A 23,021-nucleotide genomic window follows, 5' to 3' on the forward strand; every position below is an offset into this window, starting at 1 on the left:
AACAATTAAGTGGTACAATGAGTAATTTTCTTTATGGTAATGCTAAATTTGCCCATAAGACCGCAAAGTTACATGAATCACAGAAATTGTCATTCTCTCATTAATTAATCACATAAAACTTCATGACTCGTCTCAGCGTCAACATCAACAAAATAGCTACACTCAGAAATTCACGGGGTGGTGATAATCCTAACGTTCTGAAAGTAGCGCTCGATTGTGAGCGATTTGGAGCTCAGGGCATTACTGTGCATCCCCGCCCCGACGAACGCCACATTCGTTACCAGGACGTGTATGATCTCCGTGAACTTGTTACTACTGAATTTAATATTGAAGGCAATCCTTCTGAAAGAAAATTTATTGATCTCGTACTTGCCACACAGCCGGATCAGGTAACGCTTGTTCCTGATTCCCTTAATGCCATCACTTCCAATGCAGGATGGAATACAGTAGCACATCGCAGTGAACTTACGGACCTCATTCAGGAATTTAAGAAGGCAGCTATTCGGGTATCCGTATTCGTAGACGCAGATGAAAGAATGGTCGAAGGTGCCGCCCTATGTGGTGCCGATCGTGTGGAACTCTACACCGAACCTTATGCTGAATATTATTTTGAAAACAGGCAAAAAGCTGTCCTGCCCTTTGTGAAGGCGGCAGAGAAAGCGCGGGAAGTGGGCTTGGGATTGAATGCCGGCCATGATCTGAGTCTTGATAATTTGCGTTTTCTTAAACAAAGCATCCCGTGGATGGATGAAGTTTCTATAGGGCATGCACTTATTGCTGATGCACTTTACCTCGGACTTGAAAACACGATACAGATGTATCTGAGAGAGCTCGCATTATAATTATGTATCACGGATACGAGTTAAATTCACAACCGTATCCGTGATATGATTGGTTACTTACCCCCGAATGTTTGAGCGATGTTCATGGCTACACCCATGTCTCCTTCTATTTTTAATTTACCTGTCATTAAAGCCATCATCGCGTTCAGCTCACCATCAATCAGCTTCAATGCATTTTTTGTTGAAACTTCCAGCACACAATCAGCCTCCTTGTCATCATTGGAAACAACATTAGGTACTACAGTACTATCAATATAAATACTTCCTTCTTCAGTTTTAAATTTCACGGTTGCATCCAAACCACTGTCGGTTCCGAGAATACCGGTAATGCGTTCGGTAAGAATCTGCAGGCTCATAATGTCTGACTTTTATCGTTTTATATATTGTTACGTATAAACACCGTTGTATATAAATATATTCTCTTTACCGAAGAAAATACAAATGCCCTTGGTGTTTCGGTGTAAAACTACAACTTTTGCGCCCGATTTCTAAAAACTCATATTTGCCATTATGCAACCAACTAGTGAACCGGTCATCCGCCCTTTATTTCTGACAGTGTTATGCTTTATTACCTTCATGAACTCAGTTTCCGGTTTGTGGAGCCAGTCAGAGAGGTTCTGGAATCCCGGAGTGATGGCAGATAAAACACGCGAAACATTCGAAACCGTGCGGGAAAATGTGCTGGAGCAAGCCAAAGGAGCAGACATTCAAACAATGGAAACCATGTTTTCCGCTGTGATAGACAATACTACGCCACAAACAATTATGACCGGCGCTGTATTTATGCTCATTTTTGAGGCATTGACCCTGTACGGAGCATATCTGATGTGGAATTTACAGAAAAAAGGATATTATTTTTATATCGGTGGTATGGGCATCGCCTTTCTCGGGCCAGTATTTTTCATAGGTGGATGGCTAGGCTTTATTACCGCGTTTGCCAGTATTTTTGCAAGTATTTTTATGGCGATATTTTATGCCCTCAATCTCAAATACATGCGTTAAAACAAACCCATTAACGATCTTCTGCTGAAAATATTTTTTTCATCGGGTTACATGCTTATCTAAATTTCCTGATTAGGTTTGTAAGCCCTTGCATTCCACGCGGAAAAGATTTTATTTTGCGCACAAATTTGAAAAGAGAAAATGGCTTTAATTAACAAAATCAGAGAAAAGTCCGGTATCGCGGTTACGGTAATTGCTATCAGCTTAATCCTCTTCATGGTAGGAGGAGACCTTTTAGGACCTAATTCCATGCTCGGTGGAAGCAACAATCAGGTTGTAGGAGAAATAGCTGGTAAAGAAATCAACATCAAGGACTTTCAAAGCCGGGTTGATGGTTTTCGTCAGAATTACGAAGCTCAATCGGGCCGTAGTCTAAGCGAAAATGAGTTAGTTGCCTTGCGCGATCAGGCATGGAATCAGTTTATTGTTGATATCGCCTACAAAGATCAGTTCGATGAACTTGGACTTACTGTTACAGATGAGGAATTGGTAGACATGGTTCAGGGAAATCATATCAGCCCATCTATTCTTCAGGCATTTTCAGATCCTACTACGGGTCGTTTTGATAAAAACGCGGTAGTTAATTACCTGAAAAACCTCAAAACACTTCCTGTTGAACAGCAAAGATCATGGGAAAACTTCGAGAAAAGCCTTCGGGAAGAACGTATGCGCAGTAAATATGAAAATCTGCTGAAACTATCGGCTTACACGCCGAAAGCACAAGCTGAAAAAGAATATCTTGCTCAGAATACAAAGGCAACACTTCGTTACCTGTACGTTCCTTACTTCTCCATCGTAGATACTACTATTAAAGTAACAGATTCTGAACTGGAGCAATATCTGGGCGCACACCGCTCGGAGTACAAAGGAACGGATACACGTTCAATTGAATACGTAACTTTCCCGGTACAGCCTGCAAAAGACGACAGTGCTGCACTATATTCAGAAATTAAGGAGCTGGCACGCGGACTTGCTACCGCTTCCAATGATTCAGCTTTTGCAAGCATGAACTCTGACATCTCACTTCCGGTGAACATGTCTTTGGCAAACATGTCTGACCAGTTGAAAGAGGCTATCAAAACTTTCGTTCCTGGTGGTGTATACGGACCATACCGTGAAGGAAATAATTATTTCATTTACAAATATGGCGGCACTAAGATTGATACAGTTTCTTCTGCCAAAGCAAGCCATATTCTGATTCGTGCAGAAAACCAGTCAGACTCCGCAAAAGCTGCAGCCCGCGTAAAAGCTGAAGGATTGCTTGCTCAGATTCGGTCAGGTGCCAACTTTGAAGCATTGGCAGCTACTTCAAGTGCTGATCCGGGATCTGCTCAACGTGGTGGAGATTTGGGTTACTTCCAGAATAACGGTGCGATGGTGAAACCATTTGAAGAAGCTGTTTTCTCTGCTTCAGCGCCTGGATTGATCGGTAAAGTAGTGGAAAGCCAGTTTGGCTTCCATATTATTAAAGTAACTGCACCGAAATCTAACGTGCTGTACCGCGTTGCGGCCATCGGTAAAACGATTGCACCAAGCCAGTCAACTCGTGACGAAGCTTACCGCAAAGCTGATGAGTTTGCTAACTCTGTGAAAACAAAAGAGCAGTTCAACGAGGCTGTGAAAAAAGACAAAGGACTTGTAGTAGCGACTGCGAACCGTATTCCTGAAACTGCAACCAACGTAAATGCAATCCAGAATGGCCGTGAAATCGTACGCTGGGCATTTAAAGATGATTCTAAAATCAACTCTGTATCTCAGGTATTCGAAACAGAAGAGCAATATATCGTAGCTGTTCTTACCGGCAAATCGGATCAGGATAATGTGAAGGTAGACGACTTCCGTGACGAACTTACTACCAAAGTGCGTAACCAAAAGAAATCAGAGCAGATTACTGCCAAGCTAAAAGGTGCAACGGGTGATCTTGAAACAATCGCTAAAAAATATGGCGCCGGAGCACTTGTTGAGTCAGCCACTGACATTACCCTTGCAACAGGCTTCCTGAGCAGTGCAGGCTTCGATCCTATCGCTCTTGGAAAAGCATTTGGATTGAAAGCAGGACAGAAATCAGATGTATTTACCGGTGAAAACGGTGTGTTCATCATGGAGCAAATCAGCAAAATCGATGCTCCGAAAGTGGCCGATTTCACTCAATATAAAACACAGCTTACTCAGTCACTGGAAAGCCGTATGTCGTATCTTGTGAACGAAGCAATTCGTGAGAATGCTAAAATCGAAGACAGAAGAGCGAAATTCTTCTGATTATTGATCAAATAAAATTTAAAGTAAAAAGAGGAGCAGAAATTATATCTGTTCCTCTTTTTACTTTTACTACAAAAATTCAAAAAAAAGTGATAGTATTGCAGTATGAAATGTCAATAGTACACTTATTAAACAATTGGTACTATAACATTTTAAAGGATGATATTTGCCAGAATAAAATTGTCGGCAGATTTATAGTTTGTCCAATCGTATTCAGAGTTCGAATCTCTTCCTCTCTGCGTACCATTTCATGATCAGAATTTTTCGGAACGATAAACAATAAATAAGAACAATGAGCATAGTACTTGGAGATCAGGAGTATTTCAAAGGAATAGGCAAAATCGCCTACGAAGGACCAGAATCAGACAACCCGCTTGCATACCGCTGGTATGATGAAAACCGTGTGGTTGGGGGAAAAACAATGAAGGAGCATTTGCGTTTTGCTATTGCTTACTGGCACACATTCTGTGGCAACGGCGGCGATCCTTTCGGAGGTCAGACCCTATTTTTCCCATGGGATAAAAAGGCAGACGCTGTTGAGCGTGCAAAAGATAAAGCAGATGCTGCTTTCGAATTGTTTACCAAATTGGGAACCCCGTATTACTGCTTCCATGATGTGGACGTAGTTGATTACGCTGACGATGTACGTACTAACGAAAAGCGTTTGGTTACATTGACAGAATATCTTGCCGCTAAGCAAAAGGAATCGGGTGTAAAATTGCTATGGGGAACAGCAAACTTGTTCAGCCACCACCGTTATATGAATGGTGCTTCTACCAATCCTGACTTCGACGTTGTTTCTCATGCAGGTGCTCAGATCAAAATGGCACTGGATGCAACTATCGCACTAGGTGGTGAGAACTACGTATTCTGGGGTGGTCGTGAAGGATATATGACCCTGTTAAATACAGACATGAAACGCGAGCAGGAGCATTTCGCACAGATCCTTAAAATGTCTGTTGCATATGCACGTGCAAATGGTTTCAAAGGTAAATTCTTTATTGAGCCAAAACCATGTGAGCCAACAAAGCACCAGTATGACTACGATTCAGCTACTGTAATTGGTTTCCTTCGTCAGCATGACCTGTTGGGCGACTTCGCTCTAAACCTTGAAGTGAACCACGCAACACTTGCAGGCCATACATTCGAACACGAGCTACAGGTTGCTGCAGATGCAGGTATTCTTGGATCTATCGATGCCAATCGTGGTGACTATCAAAACGGATGGGATACGGATCAGTTCCCTAACGATATCGCAGAATGGACCAAAGCATTGCTTGTTATCCTTAAAGCTGATGGTTTGCAGGGTGGCGGTATCAACTTTGATGCTAAACGTCGCAGAAACTCAACAGATGATGCAGATATATTCCATGCGCATATCGGAGGTATCGATGTGGTTGCACGTGCACTTATCGTTGCTGATAAAATCATCCAGAATGGTGAGTATGACAAAATCCGTACGGATCGTTATGCTAGCTTCGATGCAGGCAAAGGTTCTGAATTCGAAAAAGGTGGCTTGAAACTGGAAGATCTGTTTGATCTTGCTGCAACAAAAGGTGAGCCTGCAACAATTTCAGGAAGACAAGAATATCTTGAAAATCTGATCAACAGATTTATCTAATAAACTGTTATTAATAAAAAAGGCAGGATTTCAGAACAATCTGAATCCTGCCTTTTTTATTACAAATCCGTATCTACTTCCCTAACTTCTTAATTATCGAGCTCGTTGTCTATTACGGCAATCAGCACATTTATTTCCTTTTGAACTGTTTCCAGCTGCTGATCCGTCATCGGGCTTTGCATTTCAAGTATATTAGCCTGTAGCTGATCTCTTTCCTTAATTAGTTTATCCTGTTTTTCAGTAAGTTTTCTTTTTGAATTACCATCGGCACTACTAAGTTTCTCTGTGATATTCTTCAATCTGGCATCAATTTTACTTTCCCGCTGCTGTAGTGAAGCCAGGTACTTTTCCTGCTTTTCAGAGAGTTTTTCACTCGCCTTTTCCAAGTCTTTCTTCACCCCTTCTATTTCTTCCTGATCAGCTTCCTGCGGTACCAGCTGGTTCGCCTCTGCAGCTTTATCCAAAGCTTCCTCTTCGGCTTTAGCCAGCTCTTTTCTATCTTTTTCTGTGGAGTTACAACTTATCAAAAATACACCGCCAGCTATTACGGTGTTAGCCAAAATTAGTTTAAGAATCTTTTTCATAATGTGGTTTCAAGTTGATTTCTGCCACATCAGCGAAAATATAGTACCATACTGATCATCAGTGCATTTGAGGTAAATCCTGTAGAAAAGCCTGCACTACATGTAGACGATCCTGAGCATAAAAAACAAGTCGCGGGATAAATCACCGCGACTTGTTAAAATGGCATTAGACAATCTATTTTCTAATAACCCGGTGTAGGTACCAGATTGGTATTGTTACGTAGCTCAGCAGTTGGAATAGGGAATAGCAACTCCCTCTCTCCTACTACAGGACCATAAGAGAATTTATGACCCACATAGTTTTCAAACTTCTTGGTAGTTACATTGAATGCCTTACGCAAGCGAACCATATCGAACCAGGTAATATTTTCAAAACACAGTTCGTGCCAACGTTCTTTCCATATAGCCTCGCGTAATTGGTCTTTGGACATACCTGAAAGTGCAGTTAGCTGTGCCCGCGTTCTGATCGCATTAACAGATTCGTAAGCTTTAGACGTAGGGCCACTCACTTCATTGGAAGCTTCTGCGTACATCAGCAAGACATCGGCATAGCGAATAACCGGCCAATTCAGGTCACTGTTTGCAGAGGTGGTCTGAGCCACGTTATCAAAATGTTTATAGATAAAATAACCTCCGAGAGCCACTTCCTGATTACGGTTGCTTTCATTGGTAAACTTGGTGAAGAAGAACTGTTTCTCCTTTGCACGCAAATCATTCGCATCATACGACTTTACAAATTCATCCGTAGAATAGAGCCCGCCTGTCTCATCCGCATAAGCCGAAATATTTTTATTGTACGGGATAATTGATACCTGCCATGGCGACGGAAGTATTCCGGTTCTGAATTGAACCATAAAAATGTTTTCCTCCACATTTTTCTTTGCAGGATTGTGCAGATCATCGTAAGTTGTGAACAGCTTGAATTGCTTCGAGTCAATCACTTCCTCAGCCTTTTTAGCAGCCAGGTCGTAGTATTCATTTCCTTTTTGTAAAGGATAACCCGCCATCGTCAGGTAAACCTTAGCCAATAGCGATTTCACCGCTCCCTGACTTACCCTTCCGGTTGCATCTGTCCAGCCCAATCCAGCCTGCTCGGCCGTTTTCAAATCTGCTACAATCTGCGTGTATATATCTGCAGGAGCAACTTGCTTCGGACGAAGTTGTTCAGATTCCAGATTCACCGGCTCAGTAATCAGCGGAATGTTTCCAAACATCTGCACCAGATTGAAATAGTAAAATGCACGCAAAAAATGAGCTTCTCCCAACAGCTTTTTCTTTGCTGTTTCATCCATGGTAATTGCGGGAATTCTCGCAATAGACAGGTTGGCGTTACCTATACCTTTGTAATAAAATTCCCAGTAAGTCTGGCCATAACCATTATCAGAAGTATTTCTCAAATCTTTGATAAAATAGCTGTTTACCGCCTGTCCTAAATCTGTTTTTGCCAAACCTGTTGCAAACTCAGTCATCATCCACGCTCCGCCATTGAACCCGCTTCCAAGAGGTACACGCATATTGGCATAAATGGCGTTCACCGAACTCGTCGCATGTTCAGGCTTGGTAAAGTAGTTGTCTTCGGTGAAGTTACTTGGATCAGACTCAACCAGAAAGTCGGAGCAGCCGGGCAGCCACAATGCACAGATGACTAATGCGAGCAGCTTATATTTTTTCGATATGATATTCATGTGTTCCTCTTTAAAAAGGTCTTCAGTTAAGATTACAAACCAATGTTAAGTCCGACCATAAAAACACGCGGACGCGGATAGTCATACAGACCTAAGCCCTGATCGAAAGGAGAACCAGAGTTAGACACTTCAGGATCAAACCCTTGATACTTGGTCAATACGAAGAAGTTCTGAACGGAGCCATACACACGCAGACGGTCCAGTTTTAGCTTTGAAACTGTAGTGGCCGGGAAATTATAAGCCAGCAAGAGGTTACGTCCACGAATAAAAGATGCGTCCGTTACTTTGTGTGAGTCATTGTTGGTCGTGTAGTAGGCGTTAATCGGTCTGATCTGTGCAATTGGAGTATTCTGATTGGTTTCAGTCCATGCATTCAGCACCGTCTTGTAACTGTTTGCAATACCTTGCCTGTCCTCTGCAGAGTGGATACTTCTGTCGAGTACGTCATTGCCGTACATATATTGAAGATCGACTGTCAAAGAGAAGGCTTTGTATTGGAATGTGTTCAGGAAAGTACCAAATCCATCAGGTATACCACGACCAATGATCGTTCTGTCATTATCGTTGATTGTACCGTCATTGTTCAAATCCAGGTATTTTACGTCACCAGGAAGCATGTTGTATCTCTTCGCCTCTTCTGCTTCGTTGGTTCCCCAGGTTCCTAAATGTTTTCTTCCAAAGAATGAACCGACTGGCTCCCCTACTCTGATCACCCCGTTTCCGGACAGAATATCACTTCCCCCTGAAAGAGCCAATACTTTATTTTTATTGACAGAAATATTGAAAGTGGTACTCCATGTAAAATTTTCAGTTCTGATGTTGGTAGAATTGATGGCAAACTCAACTCCTTTGTTTTCCATGCTACCAATGTTCGTAAAGATGCTTCTGTATCCGCTGGTGAATGGAAGCGGCGCATCCAGTAGCATATCATTCACCCTTCTGTGATACAGATCCAATTCAAAGTTTAATCTGTTGCTAAACAAACCTACCTCTAAACCCAAGTCTACTTGCTGTGTTTTTTCCCATTGCAAGTCTGCGTTCGACATTCTCGCAATCCCCGTTCCGATCTGGCGGCTGCCGTTGAAAATCACGCTATAGTCCACCTGATTTGCGATGTTGTTTGACATCCCCGCCAATGCTCGGTAAGCTGGAATTTCCGAGTTACCGGTTGCTCCGTAGCTTGCACGAATTTTAAGATTGGATATAGCCGGAACACTCTTCATGAATTCCTCTTCGTTCACGCGCCATGCTACAGCTGCAGAGGGGAAGAATGCATATCTGTTAGACTCCCCGAATTTGGAAGAACCATCCATACGACCTGTGAAAGTGACAAGATATTTGCTCAGCAAACTGTAGTTCACACGAGCGAAATAGGAGTTCAGACCGTAAGCCGTTGCAAAAGAAGAAGATGCTTGTGGAGTTGCCCCTGCACCCAGGTTATTGAACTGAAAATAGGTATCGTCAAAACCTTCAGCATTTGCAATATTTTCAAACTGATCTACATGCTGCCACGACAACCCTGCCATTGCGTTGATGGAGTGAATATGACCAAATTCCTTGAAATACGTCAGGTAATTTTCAAATTGCCAGGAGTTATAACGGTTATTACGCACCGAAGCATTACCGTTGGTAGAAATGTATTGCATCCCTTTTGCGGCGAAATAATCATTTCTCTGGTTGATGACGTTCGTTCCCAGCGTCGATCTAAGCTCTAATCCTTTGGCAAGATTAATCGTCGCGTACATACTTCCCAACATCGTTTGCGTACGCAGGAAATAAAGTCTGTCTTTGGCTACACGCAGAGGACTGTCCCCGCCTTCCATCCCAGGATAGTCGCGGTTACTTGCCCAGGTTCCGTCAGGATATTTCACAGGAATTATCGGCAGCGCCTCTATTACCTGCCGCATTGCAGTAATACCACCGCCGCCCAACTGGTCAATCTGTTTTTCATTTTGGTCGGTATAACCAAGTGTTCCACCTACTTTTAGCCATCTTTTGATCTGCGTGTCAAACACAAAACGACCTGCGTATCGTTTTTGCCACGATTCCCTCATGACCCCGTTTTCATTACGGTAATTCAGGAAAGCTCCGTAGGTACCCTTTTCATTTCCACCTGTAAATCCAAGCTGATGGTTCTGTGTTAACGCTTTTTGAAAAGATTCCTTTTGCCAATCTGTATCATACAAAGGGTTTCCCTGTGCGTCAAAAAGTTTGGGATTTGTTCTTTTGGTTCTTGGATCGACATACTTGGTACTTACACCAGCTGCGTTAAAGGCATTTGGATCATATTTTCTTGCATTGGCATAAGCTAACTCTTCAACAGCTAAAAATTCTCTTGCATTAAGGACTTCCAACTTTTTGGGAGCCACACCTATACTGAAATCTGTATCGTAGGTAACCCGGCCTTCACCGGATGTCCCCCGCTTAGTCGTAACCAGAATAACTCCGTTCGCACCACGGGCACCATAAATAGCTGTGGAAGAAGCGTCTTTCAGCACTTCAATAGAGGCGATATCATTCGGATTCAGGTAATCAATAGGTGTACTACCATTTTGCAAATCCACAGCATTCAAAATTACTCCGTCAATCACATACAACGGATTATTTGATACACTAATGGAGCTCGCTCCACGAATCCGGATATTAGCTCTCCCACCCGGACGACCCGAGTTGGATGATACGTTCACCCCGGTAATACGGCCTGAAAGTCCCTGATTCAGAGATGATGCCGGTCTTTCCTGTAATGCCTCCGCTTTTACGGTTCCTACAGCTCCGGTAAGATCTGATTTTTTAACAGTTCCGTAACCTACCACCACAACCTCTGCCAGCGCGTTATCGTCGGGGGCTAGACTGATGGTCAGATTGGTCTGATTACCCACCACCACCTCTTTAGATTCGTATCCTACAAAACTAAAAACCAGCGTTGCCTGGCTTGCCTGATCCTCGGGAACATCAAGTTTGAAATCGCCCTCCACACCCGTGGCTGTACCTCTTTGCGTTCCTTTCAACAGCACACTTACACCTGGTAAGGCGGCACCTGTTTCATCCGACACTTTGCCACTGATCACTCTGTCTGCAACTACCTGTGATAGTGTGGCCTCTATATCAGAAGCAATATTACCGGTCATAACAGCATCCTTTGCCTTTTCAGCATCAGATCTTTTCGTCTCGGTAATCACATATGTATTTTTTCTGGTTTTACGATATTTCAATCCCTTCTGACCTAAAATAACATCCAGATTTTTCTCAATCGGATCAGATAAATTGAGTGCACCGGCGGCTACATTCACAGAATGTACCAAACGATCTTCAAACACAATTTCTACATCATAGTGTTTCTGAAGATCCAGCAGAACATTTTTTAGCTTCATTTCCTGCCTGTCGGCCATGGGCTGTCTGTTGCGGATAGCAGCAAATGCGATAGGCTGGGCCTGGATAGCTGGTGTGACTTGTGTCATTACCACCAGCCCCATCGACAGCCACTGTTTTGCGGATAAATTTAGTCGCATCGTATAAAGGTTAAGAATAATTAATAGGTGTTCAAAAGAATGGAATCTCCCGAAGACTGGACCTTCAGATCCAGCACTTCAGATATTGTTCGCAAAAGCTCATCAGCATTTTTGGTCTGGAAATTTCCGGTGATCGTACGCATCCCTGTTTCAGAGCTACCGGCGGTCACTTTTATTCCATAGTTTTCCTCAATCATCGAAGCGATTTCGTTCACCGATGTTCCATCAAATACGTAACGCTGTTCTTTCCAGGATACAAGCGCTTTGGTATCACGGTTCTTTTCAATTTGTATCTTACCTTTCTGATCCAGCACGGCCAGGTCTCCCGGCACCATCATTACCTCAGACCTGTGCTGATCTCTGTCATAATCAATTCTTACACTGCCACTTGTGAGCGCAACCTTAGTTCCTCTGGGACGGGCAAAAACAGAGAACTGCGTTCCCAACACTTCTACCTGAAATTTGTCAGAAGTCTTAACTACAAACCGTTTATGATCCACTGTATGACTTACTGTAAATTCTCCCTCTCCTTTCAGGTATACCTCACGCACATCATTACTAAAACCGAAGCGGGGCACTTTCAGGCGGGAATTCGCATTCAAAGCAACCTTACTTCCGTCTTCCAGATAAATATCCGTTGTCTGACCGTAAGCAGTCTGATAAGTCCTGTACATGATAGGGTCACGAAACCACCAGCCTGTACTCACAATAAAAAGAAGAGAAGCAGCGGCAAAAAGTATTCGTCGTAACAATGGTGTACGCTTAGAGACATAGTAGACCCCGGCAGATTCCACATAACTTTCCTCCGGATTGTCCGACCCGGCACCAGTTTCTTCTACCCGATTCAGAAGTCGTTGCATTGCACCATCCTGATCGACGATAAGCTGGGCATTCTGCGTTTCGTACTCCAAAAGCCATTCATAGAACACATCTGTATTTTCTGCATTGGATAGCCATTCCATAACCAATTGTTTTTCCAACGGGTTAGATCTGCCGGATAAGTACTCAAAAAGGGTATATTTTGAAATAGACGTTTTCATAGTCTGGATGGTGGAGTGTCCTATGGATAAAGATCCATAGTTCAGGATGTGATATGAAGTGAGCTTAAAACAAGAAGACAGGAGGTCATCCATTCCCCGTGCAATGCAGCTCTGAGTAGTTTCAATGCTTTAGAAATGTGCACCTCGACTGTCTTGGGCGATATCTGCAATTCCTGAGCAATCTCGTTGTATTTTTTATTCTCAAATCTGCTCATTAAAAACACCCGCTGACACTGAGATGGCAGTTTTCCGATAACATCATTGATTTTGAGATACAGGTTGTTATAGTGAATCTCTGCGTCAGGTTGCGGCTGGTTTGCAGAAAGCGTTGTTTCGATAGATGTTTCCAGGGAATCTGTACGACCAAATTCTCTGCGAACGTATGTGTAGCATTCATTACGTACTGCCCGGAACAGATAGCTTGTGTAGGAAGATGTAATATTCTCGTAAGCCTTGGTTCGATAGAATTGAAAAAAGACCTCACTTACCAGATCTTCTGCAATTTGCTTCGAGTATACGAACCGTACTGCATGGCTGCATAATGGTTTATAAAATCTACGGAAGAGTAGTTCGAGTCCTTTGGAAGGACTTTCTTCAAAAGCTGCTTTGATGAATAAAGCTACGTCCACCTCACGAGTGGAGGATAATTGCTGACCGGTATGGATCTGGAATGGACTTACCGGATTACGTTCTTCATTTGACAAAGTATCCTGCATTGAGTCTCTTTTTTATGTAACAATCAAAAGACTTTTTTGCACTAAAACACCCTTAGTATAAGTAAGAAAAAATAAAAACTATTTTAAGTACAAAAAAAAGAACCATGGAGGTTTATCCATGGTTCGCACTCAAATCGTGATGAATATATTGCTACAGATTCTTAGCTTTCATTTCCTTCACCGCATGATCCACTGCCCTTGCCGACAGCGCCATATACGTCAGTGATGGGTTTTGTGTGGCCGTTGAAGTCATACACGCTCCGTCCGTAACAAAAACATTTTTAGCAGCATGAAGCTGATTCCATTTGTTCAGCATGGATGTCTTCGGATCCTTACCCATACGTACGCCACCCATTTCATGTATGTCGTTGCCTGGATTCCGACCATTATCATTCGTACGAATGTTTTTAAAGCCTGCTTTTTCAAACATCTCACTTACCTCCGTCATATAATCCTTGATCATTTTCTCGTCATTGTCGTCGTAGGCTACCGAAATTTTCAGTTGAGGTATACCAAACGGATCTTTCAGGCTTTTATCCAGAGCAACATAGTTACTTTCTTTCGGAATCGTTTCTCCCATCATATGTGAGCCTACACTCCAGTTGCCATATTTTGTCTGAGCCAGATTCTCTTTCAGCGATTCACCCAAACCACTTCTGTCCGAGTAGGTCTGACGATTAGCTCCAAATCCTGCTGCATAACCTCTCAGGAAGTCAGTTTCCTGCTGGTATACATTCCTGAATCTCGGAATGTAGCCGCCATTCGGTCTTTTTCCATCCGTGGTAGAATCCAGAAAGCCTTCGTATTCACCCGAAACAGTAGCACGGTAGTTATGAAAAGCAATATATTTCCCAAGCAGATCATTGTCGTTCCCGAGGCCATTCGGAAAGCGGGACGACGTTGAATTGAGTAAGATCAGGTTGGTATTGAGCGCAGCGGCATTCACAAAAATGATATTGGCATAAAATTCCATCATCTCTTTCGTATTTGCATCTACAACGCGTACGCCTGTAACCTTTTGCTTTTTATCATCGTATATAACCGAATGCACGACTGAATGTGGCCGGAGTGTCATATTACCAGTCTTCATAGCCCATGGCATCGTGGAAGCATTACTGCTGAAATATCCTCCAAACGGACAACCTCTTTCGCACATAATCCGATGCTGGCACTTGGCCCGCCCCTGATTGAGGTGGATTTGTTTAGGCTCGGTAATGTGAGCAGCCCTTCCGATGATAATATGCCTGTCTTTATATTGCTTTGAAACCTGTTCTTTGAAATACTTCTCTACACAATTGAGATCATGCGGCGGAAGAAACTCTCCATCGGGCAATGCATCTATGCCATCTTTGTTACCAGTAATTCCGGCAAACTTTTCCACGTAGCTATACCAGGGGTCAATATCATCATAACCGATTGGCCATTCCACTGCAAATTGATCACGGGCAGGTCCTTCAAAGTCATACTCGCTCCAGCGTTGCGTTTGCCTTGCCCATAAAAGCGATTTTCCACCTACCTGATAACCACGAATCCAGTCAAACGGACGACCATCATCCTGGACATAAGGATGCTCATTATCCTTCACAAAAAAGTGCTGGGAGGATTCTTTAAAATTATAGCAACGGCTTACAATCGGATTGGCATCCGTTACAGCTTTCGGCAAACGTTCCCTGTGTTCAAATTCCCAAGGCATCATGTTGGTAGTAGGATAATCGGTAATGTGTTGCACATCACGTCCCCTTTCCAGTACAAGTGTTTTCAAACCTTTCTCAGTCAACTCTTTAGCCGACCATCCACCGCTGATACCTGAGCCAATCACAATGGCATCATAAGTACGCGCTTTTTTACTGTCTATATTAAAATTCGCCATTTTTTAAGGGGAAGGGGTTCGGAGCATAGGGCATGGGGTTGTATTTCGTATACCCTCTGCCCTTTACCCCAAACCCTATGTATTATTGTTTCACAGGTACACAACCATGATACCGTGCAGGAATCATCTCATAGTGTGTAATGTTGGTCATCACATACTCGGAAGACATATAGCCTTGTATTGTAAGATTCTTGACAAGTCCCAAAAATCCTTTCATATCAGTATCGTTACCTTTTTCGATACCTTCCAGGACACTCAGCTGCTGTGGTTTGGTAAGATCTGCATAACTTTTGTTAAAGCTTTTCTGACTTATAGCCTCAATCGCTTCGATACCAGCGGAAAGACCTGACTGCGTTTTTGTATCGTAGCAATCCTTTACCATTTTTTCTACAAAGCCTGCCACACCCAATTCGCCAGCACCTGGCGTATCCGTTTTAGGTATAATTGCCTCTACAATCAAAGCCAATGTTTCGGCTTTACCGGCACTCAGCAAGCCCACGGCAGACACAGCATTTTTACTCCAGCCGGATGCCCAAGCCGGAATTGTAACCATTGCGCCCATGGCTGCTGCCATATTTTTAAGCGCCACACGTCTTTCCATTTCCAGTTCTGATTATGACTCTGAGGTACAAATCCCAGATATTATAGTAAATAATTTTCAATACTAAAAGTTCCGTCCTTTTCTGTCTGGCCCTGTTATTCTTCCAAAAAGTCAAGATCCCGTCCGTGCGTTTCTGGTATGGTTTGAATACAATATAATCCGATAATAAAACAGATTACACCAACCATCGCGCCGGAATTGATTACCGAAAACGAATCTTTAAACAAAGCAAACAAAGTGGTCATTCCTACTACGGTTCCTCTTACCATGTTAGGTATCGTGGTTGCTGCAGTTGCACGTAAGTTGGTTCCGAACTGCTCTGCTCCGATCGTTACAAACATAGCCCAATATCCTATACCAAAACCCAGCAACACAATGACCGCATACATCGTTGAGGATTTACTGATACCGGCGTAAAAATAAACAATGCTGAATATTAATGTAAAAAGCATGAGATAAAATACAGCGCGTTTTCTGGATTCGAGCCAATGACTTAAGAAACCACTGCAAAAGTCGCCGGCCGACAAACCTATATAACACCACATAATAGCCAAGCCCGGTTTTATCGGTTCATCTGTTCCCAAAGCTTGTCCAAACTCGTTACTAAAAGTAGCAAGGATTCCTATTACAAACCAGGTAGGCAAACCTATTCCGATACATTTGAGATAACGAATAAAACGCTCCCGATTTGTGAAAAGTGAAAAGAAATTCCCTTTTTGAATATGTTTCTGATCTTTCAGATCTTTAAAAATACCAGACTCAAATACACCGATGCGTAGCAACAACAGTGAAATACCAAGTCCACCTCCGATAAAATAAGCATAGCGCCAATCGAAAAACTCAACCGTAAAATACGCAACGACAGCTCCCAACAATCCGATACCTGCAACAAGTGAAGTACCTATGGCGCGCAGATGTTTAGGTAAAATTTCGGATACGAGCGTTATCCCGGCACCCAATTCTCCGGCCAGCCCAATACCAGCAATAAAACGAAGTAATTTATATGTCGTAGGATCCTGAACAAAACCACAGGCAATATTGGCCAGAGAGTAGGTAATAATAGAACCGAACAGCACCGAAAGGCGGCCCTTCTTATCACCTAAGACTCCCCACAGAATACCTCCGAGAAGCAGCCCGGTCATTTGCCAGTTGAGGATACTGGCCCCTGTCAAAGAAATTTCAGAATCAGAAAGGCCCAGGGAAGCAAGGCTGGGTAAACGGACTATACCAAATAAGAGTAAATCATAAATATCCACGAAATAACCCAGGGCGGCAACAATAACCGGAGCACTGAAAAGATGTGAAAAATTGGAACGAGGTTCAGGAGTAATGGTCATGTTTACTAATATAGCTATGATCAGGTAGTAATTGGAACCAGCAGGGACAGCCGTGCGATCTTACTGGTTCTATAAATTAAAAAATGGCAAGAATCCTTATTTATTCTTTCATAAACACAGACAACAAAAAGCACCACGACCCCTCATTTGTGACATATATTTTATTATCAATAGTAGAAATAACATAATTTTTAAAAGGTAAAAATAAAGAATAGCACGCTATTCATGATCGAAAATTAAAAATAAGCGAATTTTAATTCTGCAGTGAGCTGATATAGAAATTGGATAGTCCTGCCAACAGGAGCTATCCAATTTCCATTTATGCTGAATTGCTGATGGCATCCATCAGATATGTCTTTTCGCTACCGCAAAAGCATTAAAACACCAGTTTTTGTTTGTCTTTCAAAAGCTGCGTTTCCAATGCTTTATAATCTACATCCTGAACGGCGATCTTGTTATCTATAGCCAAAATGGCAGCAGAAGCAGCACTCTGTCCAAGGATCATAAATACAGGTTCCATACGAATAGATCCAAAAGCGATATGCGAACTCGATACGCATACGGGTACCAGCAGGTTCTCACAATCCTCTTTTTTCGGGATGATGGATCCGTATGATATACTGTACGGGTTTTTAGGATGAACCCCTATGTCACCTTCATTCTGTACAAACCCATCCTCTTTTACGTAGCGCTGCGCATTATGTGAGTCCAGCGAATAAGAACCCATTCCAATAGATTGCTTTACAGCCTTTTTCCCCATTGTCTCATTTTCCGTCATTACCTCCTGGCCGATCATACGACGTGCTTCCCGGATGTAAAGCTGATGCGGCCAGCCACCGTTTTCCTTAAATTCGTCTTTGGGTAATCCCCATTTCTTCATTTCAGCACGTACATCAGCAGGTACAGCTTCATCATTGCTCAGGTAGTACATCAGCCCTTTCTGATATACCTCATGCTCTTTGATGATCTCTTTTCTTCGTTCATAGTTTGCTTCCGGATAATCATAGTTCTGCCCTATGAAATCCGTACTGAAAGGGCCGTGGTTATTGGTATCTGTCTTTCTGTTAGGAATAGGATCAAATTTCTGGAATGTCTCTGTCCAGCCAGCTTTGTAGACCCGGGCCAGCAATTCATAATTGGAACGGTCATATCCTTCCGGCTTGGGAAAAGGAATGCGGTTATCAGGGTTGGATGACAAGCACATGCGGAAGCAATAAGCCTGTATCTTATCATCACCCTCACCATTTTTTCCTATCTTCTCATCCGTCACATATGGCAATAAGCCACTTTTTGGATCACCTTCGACCTTATACGGACTTACGTTTTTCTGAAAGTAATGATTGTGTTGAAATACACCTGCCTGTATACCATTCCACTGCTCATCGTACACACTATTCGCCTCGCGTCCTACATGGTATTTCACACCGGCAGAGGCCATCAAATCTCCCTCGTAAGTAGCATCAATGAACATTTTCCCTTTGAAAGTCTTACCACTTAGCGTTTTGATTGAGACAATCCGGCCATCTTTTTTCTCAACTCCTTTTTCGCGATCCAGCCACTCGTCACGGTAAATTTTCAGGTTATTCTCCTTCGCAAAATCTTCAAATACCTTCTCTGCTACCTTCGGCTCGAATATCCACATGGTGCGCTCAGCGCCATCCATGGCAGGAGTTCCCTGGCCCTTATTGCCATATTCTTCTTTCTTTTGCCACTCCCAGGCTTCCGGCTTGTCGTATTGCATGTAAACGCGGTGGTAAAACTCACGCGCTAATCCGCCGATCACTGATTTATTTCCGGTGTCGGTAAAACCGAGTCCACCGGAAGAAAGGCCCCCAAGGTGCTTGTCCGGAGAAACCACCAATACTGTTTTGCCCTGCTTCACCACCTGCACGGCAGCAGTAATAGCACCGGAAGTTCCTCCATAGATGATCACATCGGCTTCGTAGGCGTCTTCTTTCTGTCCGCTACTATTGCAGGAGACCAGACATAAACAAAATAAGGAAATGAATAGTGAAAGCGTTTGTTTCATAATCGGTTAGAAGTTTAGTAAAACTATTTTGAGCTGGGTACCAGCATGACAGCATCCGCAAAAACGAGCCCATCGGTATTTTTGTTAGATATTTCAACAGACACCTTCTGTCCTTTCAGGAGATCATAGTCTCCCAGGGGAAGCCACTCGCCCGACGTCTGACCTACAATCTCTACATCTGCAGTTTTGATCTGTATATCATTCGTCTTGTTACCATATGTAACACGAATAGGAATGATAGAAGACAGCCCTGGTAATTTCGGAAAATACATATAGGCAATATACTTTCCACTTTTTGGAATCACCGGTGCAAAACGTACTTCTTTAAGCTCCTTATCTGTTGTATCTGATGCAAGTAATGATGGACCATAACTTCCGCGTTTCGACGGATTCCATTTACCTAATACTGTTACACTGCCTTTATCTTCGTTATCTACTATAATATGCTGTATTGAGCCATTCAAAAGCGGGTTTCCAGAAAGGGCCGCCTGCAATTTAGTTGCATTCACCTGCTGCACGGGTAGCTTTGCGTCAATAGCCATGGATGCAGCGACAGCAGCAGATTGCGCAAGCACCATGAATACGGGCTCCATCCGGATAGAACCATAAGCAATATGTGTGGCAGAGAGACACACGGGGACAAAAAGGTTGGTGCACTCCTCCTGTTTAGGAATGATAGAACGATAAGAAACCGGATATGGCCCGAATCCACCTACTTCGACATTACCTTCATTTTTTACCATACCATTCACTACAAGACGCTGTACGTTATGGGAATCCATTGTATAGGCAGCCATACCGACCCCGTCTCTGATCACTTCCTTTCCTTCGCAGTTAGCCTGTGTCATTACATAGCTACCCACCATACGTCTGGCTTCGCGGATATATAATTGAGGCGACCAGTTGCCATTATCTGTATATTCATCCTTCGGATAGCCCCATTTCAGCATTTCAGCTCTGAGCGCTTCCGGTACTCTCGGATCGTGGCCTACGAAATACAAAAGTCCTTTTGTATACACTTCATGATTTTTTATAATCTCAGCTCTTTTTACGTAATCCCCATCCGGATAATCATAATTCATTCCTATCATATCCGTCGAAAAACCGTTTCGATTGTTGATATCTGTCTTTTGATTCGGCATTCCACTCCAAATGAAATAGTCATTCAACGTTTTGCGCTCAGGATGTTTATTCATCAACCTCACCAAAAGCTCATAACGAGTGGAATCATACCCATCCGGACGTGTTATCGGCACCAGATTTGAGGGATTCGATGTGAGGCAGATACGGTAGTTATAAGCCTGAGCTTTTCTATCACCTGTACCGTTGGCAACCAGTTTTGCATCCGAAATACCCCACACCAAACCACTTTCTGGTTTACCCGGAATTTTATAGGGGTCAATTCCATTAGGAAGCTGGTGTCCACCCATCAATTGTACTCCATTTATAGTTTCGTTGTATTCCGAGTTAGCCTCTCTTCCGACAGCATAAGATACATCTGCACGTGCCATCAAGTCGCCTTCGTATGTACAGTCAATAAACATACTGGCTTCGATAGCTGTATTGCTTGCAGCAGAAGGCGAGCTGCTGTTTTCGAGCATTATACCTGTGATTTTTCCGCCGCTTTTTTGTGCCGTGGTAATTCGTCTGTTATATACTACCACAATACCGGCTTCGTCCAAATATTGCTGTAGGTACTTTTTGGCAACATGCGGTTCAAAAATCCATTGTTCGAATTTTCCATAATGCTTCCCGATGCGCCGGTAAAAGTCAAGTGATAAACCGGAAATGGCATATTTGTTGCCAATATCAGTCTGTCCCAATCCTCCGGAGGTCATTCCTCCAAGATGGGTACCCGGTTCGATAAGTACCACAGATTTTCCCATTTTTTTTGCTGTATAGGCGGCTATCACCCCGGCAGCAGTACCTCCATATACACAGATATCCACTTTCTGGAGGCTGGGCTGAATAATAGCAGATCTGTGGGCGGGCAGTCCGGCCAGAATGAGTAATGCAAATGCAGAACACACAATCTTATTCCTGATATTTTGTCGCATTTTTTCAAAGTTAATAGCAGATACGGCAAGAAGTGCACGGCTCATTGCAATGCAGCGCTTTTCTCACCAGCTTACCTCCGCCTATTGTTAATAATAGATTTCAAAGTGGTTAGAAATAGTCATTCTTACACATCAGACAGCGCAGGCGGTATATCTTGTACCACCTGCGCTGTCCAATATATTAGTAATTAGGATTTTGTGTCAGCTGCGGATTTACCTCTCTTTCCAATCTTGGAATCGGCCAGTAATTATCGCGGTCATTCCTAAACTCACGAATCTCAATCACCCTCATCTGTGACTGATTTGTGACATTTTCATAATGTGGCGTTCCGTTTTCATCAATACTGGGAGCATTAGTAAGAAATGCATTTCTGATTCTTCCTCTTAAAGGTCCGTTCATGGTCTGCGCACCTATATTCCAACGGTGAATATCAAAGAATCTTAACCCTTCTCCGGCAAACTCATACTTTCGCTCTTTTCTGATGATAGACCGGAGCTCAACCTGTGTCTTCCCCGTAGTTATCGGAGGCATCTTTACAGTAGCTCTCGTCCTTACGGCATTGATCGCCTCGTATACCGAAGCATCCAATTGATTCAATTCAATCTTAGCTTCAGCGTAGTTGAGTAACACTTCTGCATATCGGAACATAATGATGTTCAGCTCACTATTATCAATATCAGGAAAGTCAGCTACGTCAGTATACTTTCTCCACAGGTAACCTGAGAAAGTCGCATAAGCATGTGTCGCTTCTACATTCTGCACTCTGCGCGCTGGAGTAGTGCGGTAATCCCAGGTTATCAGACTATCCGGGTGAGTCTCAAACAGGTAATTAATAAAACGAGTCTGGGGAAGCACCACTGTGTGCGTCAAACGCGGATCTCTGTTATCAAACGGTTTCTTAGGATCGAAGAGTGGGGATTTATCGATCGAAAGTCCATCTGTACACTCGTAAGAATCCACCAATGCCTGTACCGGAATTTTGTTAGAATGCCCCAGGGCAATTCTTGAAAAGAAATAACGGGGCAAGGAATGAGCCTTGGTTCCTTTCAAATATTGTACGGAAAAGATAATCTCTTTTGAATTCTGACCTGCATATTGAAATAGTTCAGGAAAACTTGGATGTAATCCGTAGTTTCCGAGTTTAATCAGATCATCAGAAGCTTTCACAGCTGCCTCATATTTTTTATTAAAAAGAGCAGTTCTGGATTTGAGCGCCAGGGCAGCCCCTTTACTGGCCCGCCCTCTGTTTGTACTATTGGTTTCAGCCAACAAATCAGGAACAATAGCATCTATTTCAGACACAATAAAATTAGCAACCTCCTCTTTTGTATTTCTTGGAATTTGGGCCTCAGCCAATGTGATCGGTCTGGTGAGTAATGGTACACCTCCAAATATTTCATTCAGAAAGAAATAATAATTGGCACGCAGAAACCGCACTTCTGCCATCAGTCTCTTATATTTAGCTTCCGGGACTTTTGCAGCCAAAGGCTCAGATTTTGATAAAATGTAATTACATCTTCCCACGCCGCGATACAGCACCGACCAAAAGTTAGAAACCTGACCATTGTCGGCATTTGCAATTCCGAGTCCCAGATTTTGCAAAGAACTGGTGTTTCTGTCCCAACCTATATCAGTAGCAGCATCCAGCATCGGAAAAAACGGCTGGACATCAGCTGTACCTACATTCCATAGTGTATTATAAGCTCCGGTAACAGCCAAATCCAACTCAGCTTCGGTTCTTAAAAATGTTTCATCCGAAGGATTGTCGAGCGGGAATCTCTCCAGGTATTCCTCACATGACAGATTCGCTATGCAGAGAACTGAGAAAAGTATATATTTAAAATATTTCATCTTGCTATTAGTTAAAA

The 23,021-nt window shown here is 43.0% G+C and carries 16 protein-coding genes; 4 read left to right on the forward strand and 12 right to left on the reverse strand.

Annotation, left to right across the window (positions count from 1 at the left end):
- Positions 1 to 122 precede the first annotated feature (122 nt).
- Positions 123 to 842 carry a pyridoxine 5'-phosphate synthase gene (locus AC1XUE_RS18360; protein WP_483357443.1) on the forward strand — a complete coding sequence of 240 codons (720 nt, stop codon included), beginning with the start codon at positions 123 to 125 and terminating at the stop codon, positions 840 to 842.
- A gap of 53 nt (positions 843 to 895) precedes the next feature.
- On the opposite strand, the gene AC1XUE_RS18365 is transcribed toward AC1XUE_RS18360, so the two are convergent.
- Positions 896 to 1,198 carry an SCP2 sterol-binding domain-containing protein gene (locus AC1XUE_RS18365; RefSeq protein ID WP_483357444.1) on the reverse strand — a complete coding sequence of 101 codons (303 nt, stop codon included), beginning with the start codon at positions 1,196 to 1,198 and terminating at the stop codon, positions 896 to 898.
- 220 nt (positions 1,199 to 1,418) lie between these two features.
- Here AC1XUE_RS18365 and AC1XUE_RS18370 point away from each other — a divergent pair, with 220 nt between their 5' ends.
- From AC1XUE_RS18370 to xylA, 3 genes are all read left to right on the forward strand, one after another.
- Positions 1,419 to 1,844, forward strand: a complete 426-nt coding sequence (locus tag AC1XUE_RS18370) for a hypothetical protein (RefSeq protein ID WP_483357445.1) — start codon at positions 1,419 to 1,421, stop codon at positions 1,842 to 1,844.
- A gap of 141 nt (positions 1,845 to 1,985) precedes the next feature.
- The gene (locus AC1XUE_RS18375) at positions 1,986 to 4,103 is read left to right on the forward strand and encodes a peptidylprolyl isomerase (RefSeq protein ID WP_483357446.1); all 2,118 of its coding nucleotides are present in this window, start codon (positions 1,986 to 1,988) and stop codon (positions 4,101 to 4,103) included.
- Positions 4,104 to 4,395: 292 nt separating this feature from the next.
- Positions 4,396 to 5,724 carry a xylose isomerase gene (xylA, locus tag AC1XUE_RS18380; RefSeq protein ID WP_483357447.1) on the forward strand — a complete coding sequence of 443 codons (1,329 nt, stop codon included), beginning with the start codon at positions 4,396 to 4,398 and terminating at the stop codon, positions 5,722 to 5,724.
- An 89-nt stretch (positions 5,725 to 5,813) separates the two neighbouring features.
- On the opposite strand, the gene AC1XUE_RS18385 is transcribed toward xylA, so the two are convergent.
- The 11 genes from AC1XUE_RS18385 to AC1XUE_RS18435 all read right to left on the reverse strand — a co-directional run bounded on the left by AC1XUE_RS18385 (position 5,814) and on the right by AC1XUE_RS18435 (position 23,004).
- Entirely contained in the window at positions 5,814 to 6,308 is a 495-nt protein-coding gene (locus tag AC1XUE_RS18385) for a hypothetical protein (protein WP_483357448.1), read from the reverse strand.
- Positions 6,309 to 6,490: 182 nt separating this feature from the next.
- The gene (locus AC1XUE_RS18390) at positions 6,491 to 7,993 is read right to left on the reverse strand and encodes a RagB/SusD family nutrient uptake outer membrane protein (protein ID WP_483357449.1); all 1,503 of its coding nucleotides are present in this window, start codon (positions 7,991 to 7,993) and stop codon (positions 6,491 to 6,493) included.
- Between the two features lie 32 nt (positions 7,994 to 8,025).
- Positions 8,026 to 11,502 (reverse strand): SusC/RagA family TonB-linked outer membrane protein, encoded by a 3,477-nt coding sequence (locus tag AC1XUE_RS18395; protein ID WP_483357450.1) that lies wholly within the window; start codon positions 11,500 to 11,502, stop codon positions 8,026 to 8,028.
- Between the two features lie 20 nt (positions 11,503 to 11,522).
- Entirely contained in the window at positions 11,523 to 12,542 is a 1,020-nt protein-coding gene (locus AC1XUE_RS18400; protein ID WP_483357451.1) for a FecR family protein, read from the reverse strand.
- A gap of 41 nt (positions 12,543 to 12,583) precedes the next feature.
- Entirely contained in the window at positions 12,584 to 13,258 is a 675-nt protein-coding gene (locus tag AC1XUE_RS18405) for an RNA polymerase sigma-70 factor (protein WP_483357452.1), read from the reverse strand.
- Between the two features lie 151 nt (positions 13,259 to 13,409).
- A complete protein-coding gene (locus AC1XUE_RS18410) occupies positions 13,410 to 15,128 on the reverse strand; it encodes a GMC oxidoreductase (protein WP_483357453.1) in 1,719 nt (572 codons plus the stop codon).
- An 82-nt stretch (positions 15,129 to 15,210) separates the two neighbouring features.
- Positions 15,211 to 15,729, reverse strand: coding sequence for a gluconate 2-dehydrogenase subunit 3 family protein (locus AC1XUE_RS18415; protein WP_483357454.1), 519 nt, complete (start codon positions 15,727 to 15,729; stop codon positions 15,211 to 15,213).
- A gap of 95 nt (positions 15,730 to 15,824) precedes the next feature.
- Positions 15,825 to 17,066, reverse strand: coding sequence for an MFS transporter (locus AC1XUE_RS18420; RefSeq protein WP_483357455.1), 1,242 nt, complete (start codon positions 17,064 to 17,066; stop codon positions 15,825 to 15,827).
- 376 nt (positions 17,067 to 17,442) lie between these two features.
- Complete coding sequence (locus AC1XUE_RS18425; RefSeq protein WP_483357456.1) at positions 17,443 to 19,095, reverse strand: FAD-dependent oxidoreductase; 1,653 nt, start codon at positions 19,093 to 19,095, stop codon at positions 17,443 to 17,445.
- Between the two features lie 23 nt (positions 19,096 to 19,118).
- The gene (locus tag AC1XUE_RS18430) at positions 19,119 to 21,152 is read right to left on the reverse strand and encodes an FAD-dependent oxidoreductase (RefSeq protein WP_483358011.1); all 2,034 of its coding nucleotides are present in this window, start codon (positions 21,150 to 21,152) and stop codon (positions 19,119 to 19,121) included.
- 181 nt (positions 21,153 to 21,333) lie between these two features.
- On the reverse strand, positions 21,334 to 23,004 hold the full coding sequence (locus tag AC1XUE_RS18435) for a RagB/SusD family nutrient uptake outer membrane protein (RefSeq protein ID WP_483357457.1): 1,671 nt from the start codon (positions 23,002 to 23,004) through the stop codon (positions 21,334 to 21,336).
- Positions 23,005 to 23,021: the final 17 nt, after the last annotated feature.

It is taken from the genome of Dyadobacter sp. HNCC25DJ187, assembly GCF_056895255.1.

What these genes read in the sequence shown, in the direction of transcription:
- AC1XUE_RS18360 (WP_483357443.1), top strand. Translation starts at nt 123, where the DNA reads ATGACTCGTCTCAGCGTCAACATCAACAAAATAGCTACACTCAGAAAT.
- AC1XUE_RS18365 (WP_483357444.1), bottom strand. Translation starts at nt 1,198, where the DNA reads ATGAGCCTGCAGATTCTTACCGAACGCATTACCGGTATTCTCGGAACC.
- AC1XUE_RS18370 (WP_483357445.1), top strand. Translation starts at nt 1,419, where the DNA reads ATGAACTCAGTTTCCGGTTTGTGGAGCCAGTCAGAGAGGTTCTGGAAT.
- AC1XUE_RS18375 (WP_483357446.1), top strand. Translation starts at nt 1,986, where the DNA reads ATGGCTTTAATTAACAAAATCAGAGAAAAGTCCGGTATCGCGGTTACG.
- xylA (WP_483357447.1), top strand. Translation starts at nt 4,396, where the DNA reads ATGAGCATAGTACTTGGAGATCAGGAGTATTTCAAAGGAATAGGCAAA.
- AC1XUE_RS18385 (WP_483357448.1), bottom strand. Translation starts at nt 6,308, where the DNA reads ATGAAAAAGATTCTTAAACTAATTTTGGCTAACACCGTAATAGCTGGC.
- AC1XUE_RS18390 (WP_483357449.1), bottom strand. Translation starts at nt 7,993, where the DNA reads ATGAATATCATATCGAAAAAATATAAGCTGCTCGCATTAGTCATCTGT.
- AC1XUE_RS18395 (WP_483357450.1), bottom strand. Translation starts at nt 11,502, where the DNA reads ATGCGACTAAATTTATCCGCAAAACAGTGGCTGTCGATGGGGCTGGTG.
- AC1XUE_RS18400 (WP_483357451.1), bottom strand. Translation starts at nt 12,542, where the DNA reads ATGAAAACGTCTATTTCAAAATATACCCTTTTTGAGTACTTATCCGGC.
- AC1XUE_RS18405 (WP_483357452.1), bottom strand. Translation starts at nt 13,258, where the DNA reads ATGCAGGATACTTTGTCAAATGAAGAACGTAATCCGGTAAGTCCATTC.
- AC1XUE_RS18410 (WP_483357453.1), bottom strand. Translation starts at nt 15,128, where the DNA reads ATGGCGAATTTTAATATAGACAGTAAAAAAGCGCGTACTTATGATGCC.
- AC1XUE_RS18415 (WP_483357454.1), bottom strand. Translation starts at nt 15,729, where the DNA reads ATGGAAAGACGTGTGGCGCTTAAAAATATGGCAGCAGCCATGGGCGCA.
- AC1XUE_RS18420 (WP_483357455.1), bottom strand. Translation starts at nt 17,066, where the DNA reads ATGACCATTACTCCTGAACCTCGTTCCAATTTTTCACATCTTTTCAGT.
- AC1XUE_RS18425 (WP_483357456.1), bottom strand. Translation starts at nt 19,095, where the DNA reads ATGAAACAAACGCTTTCACTATTCATTTCCTTATTTTGTTTATGTCTG.
- AC1XUE_RS18430 (WP_483358011.1), bottom strand. Translation starts at nt 21,152, where the DNA reads ATGCGACAAAATATCAGGAATAAGATTGTGTGTTCTGCATTTGCATTA.
- AC1XUE_RS18435 (WP_483357457.1), bottom strand. Translation starts at nt 23,004, where the DNA reads ATGAAATATTTTAAATATATACTTTTCTCAGTTCTCTGCATAGCGAAT.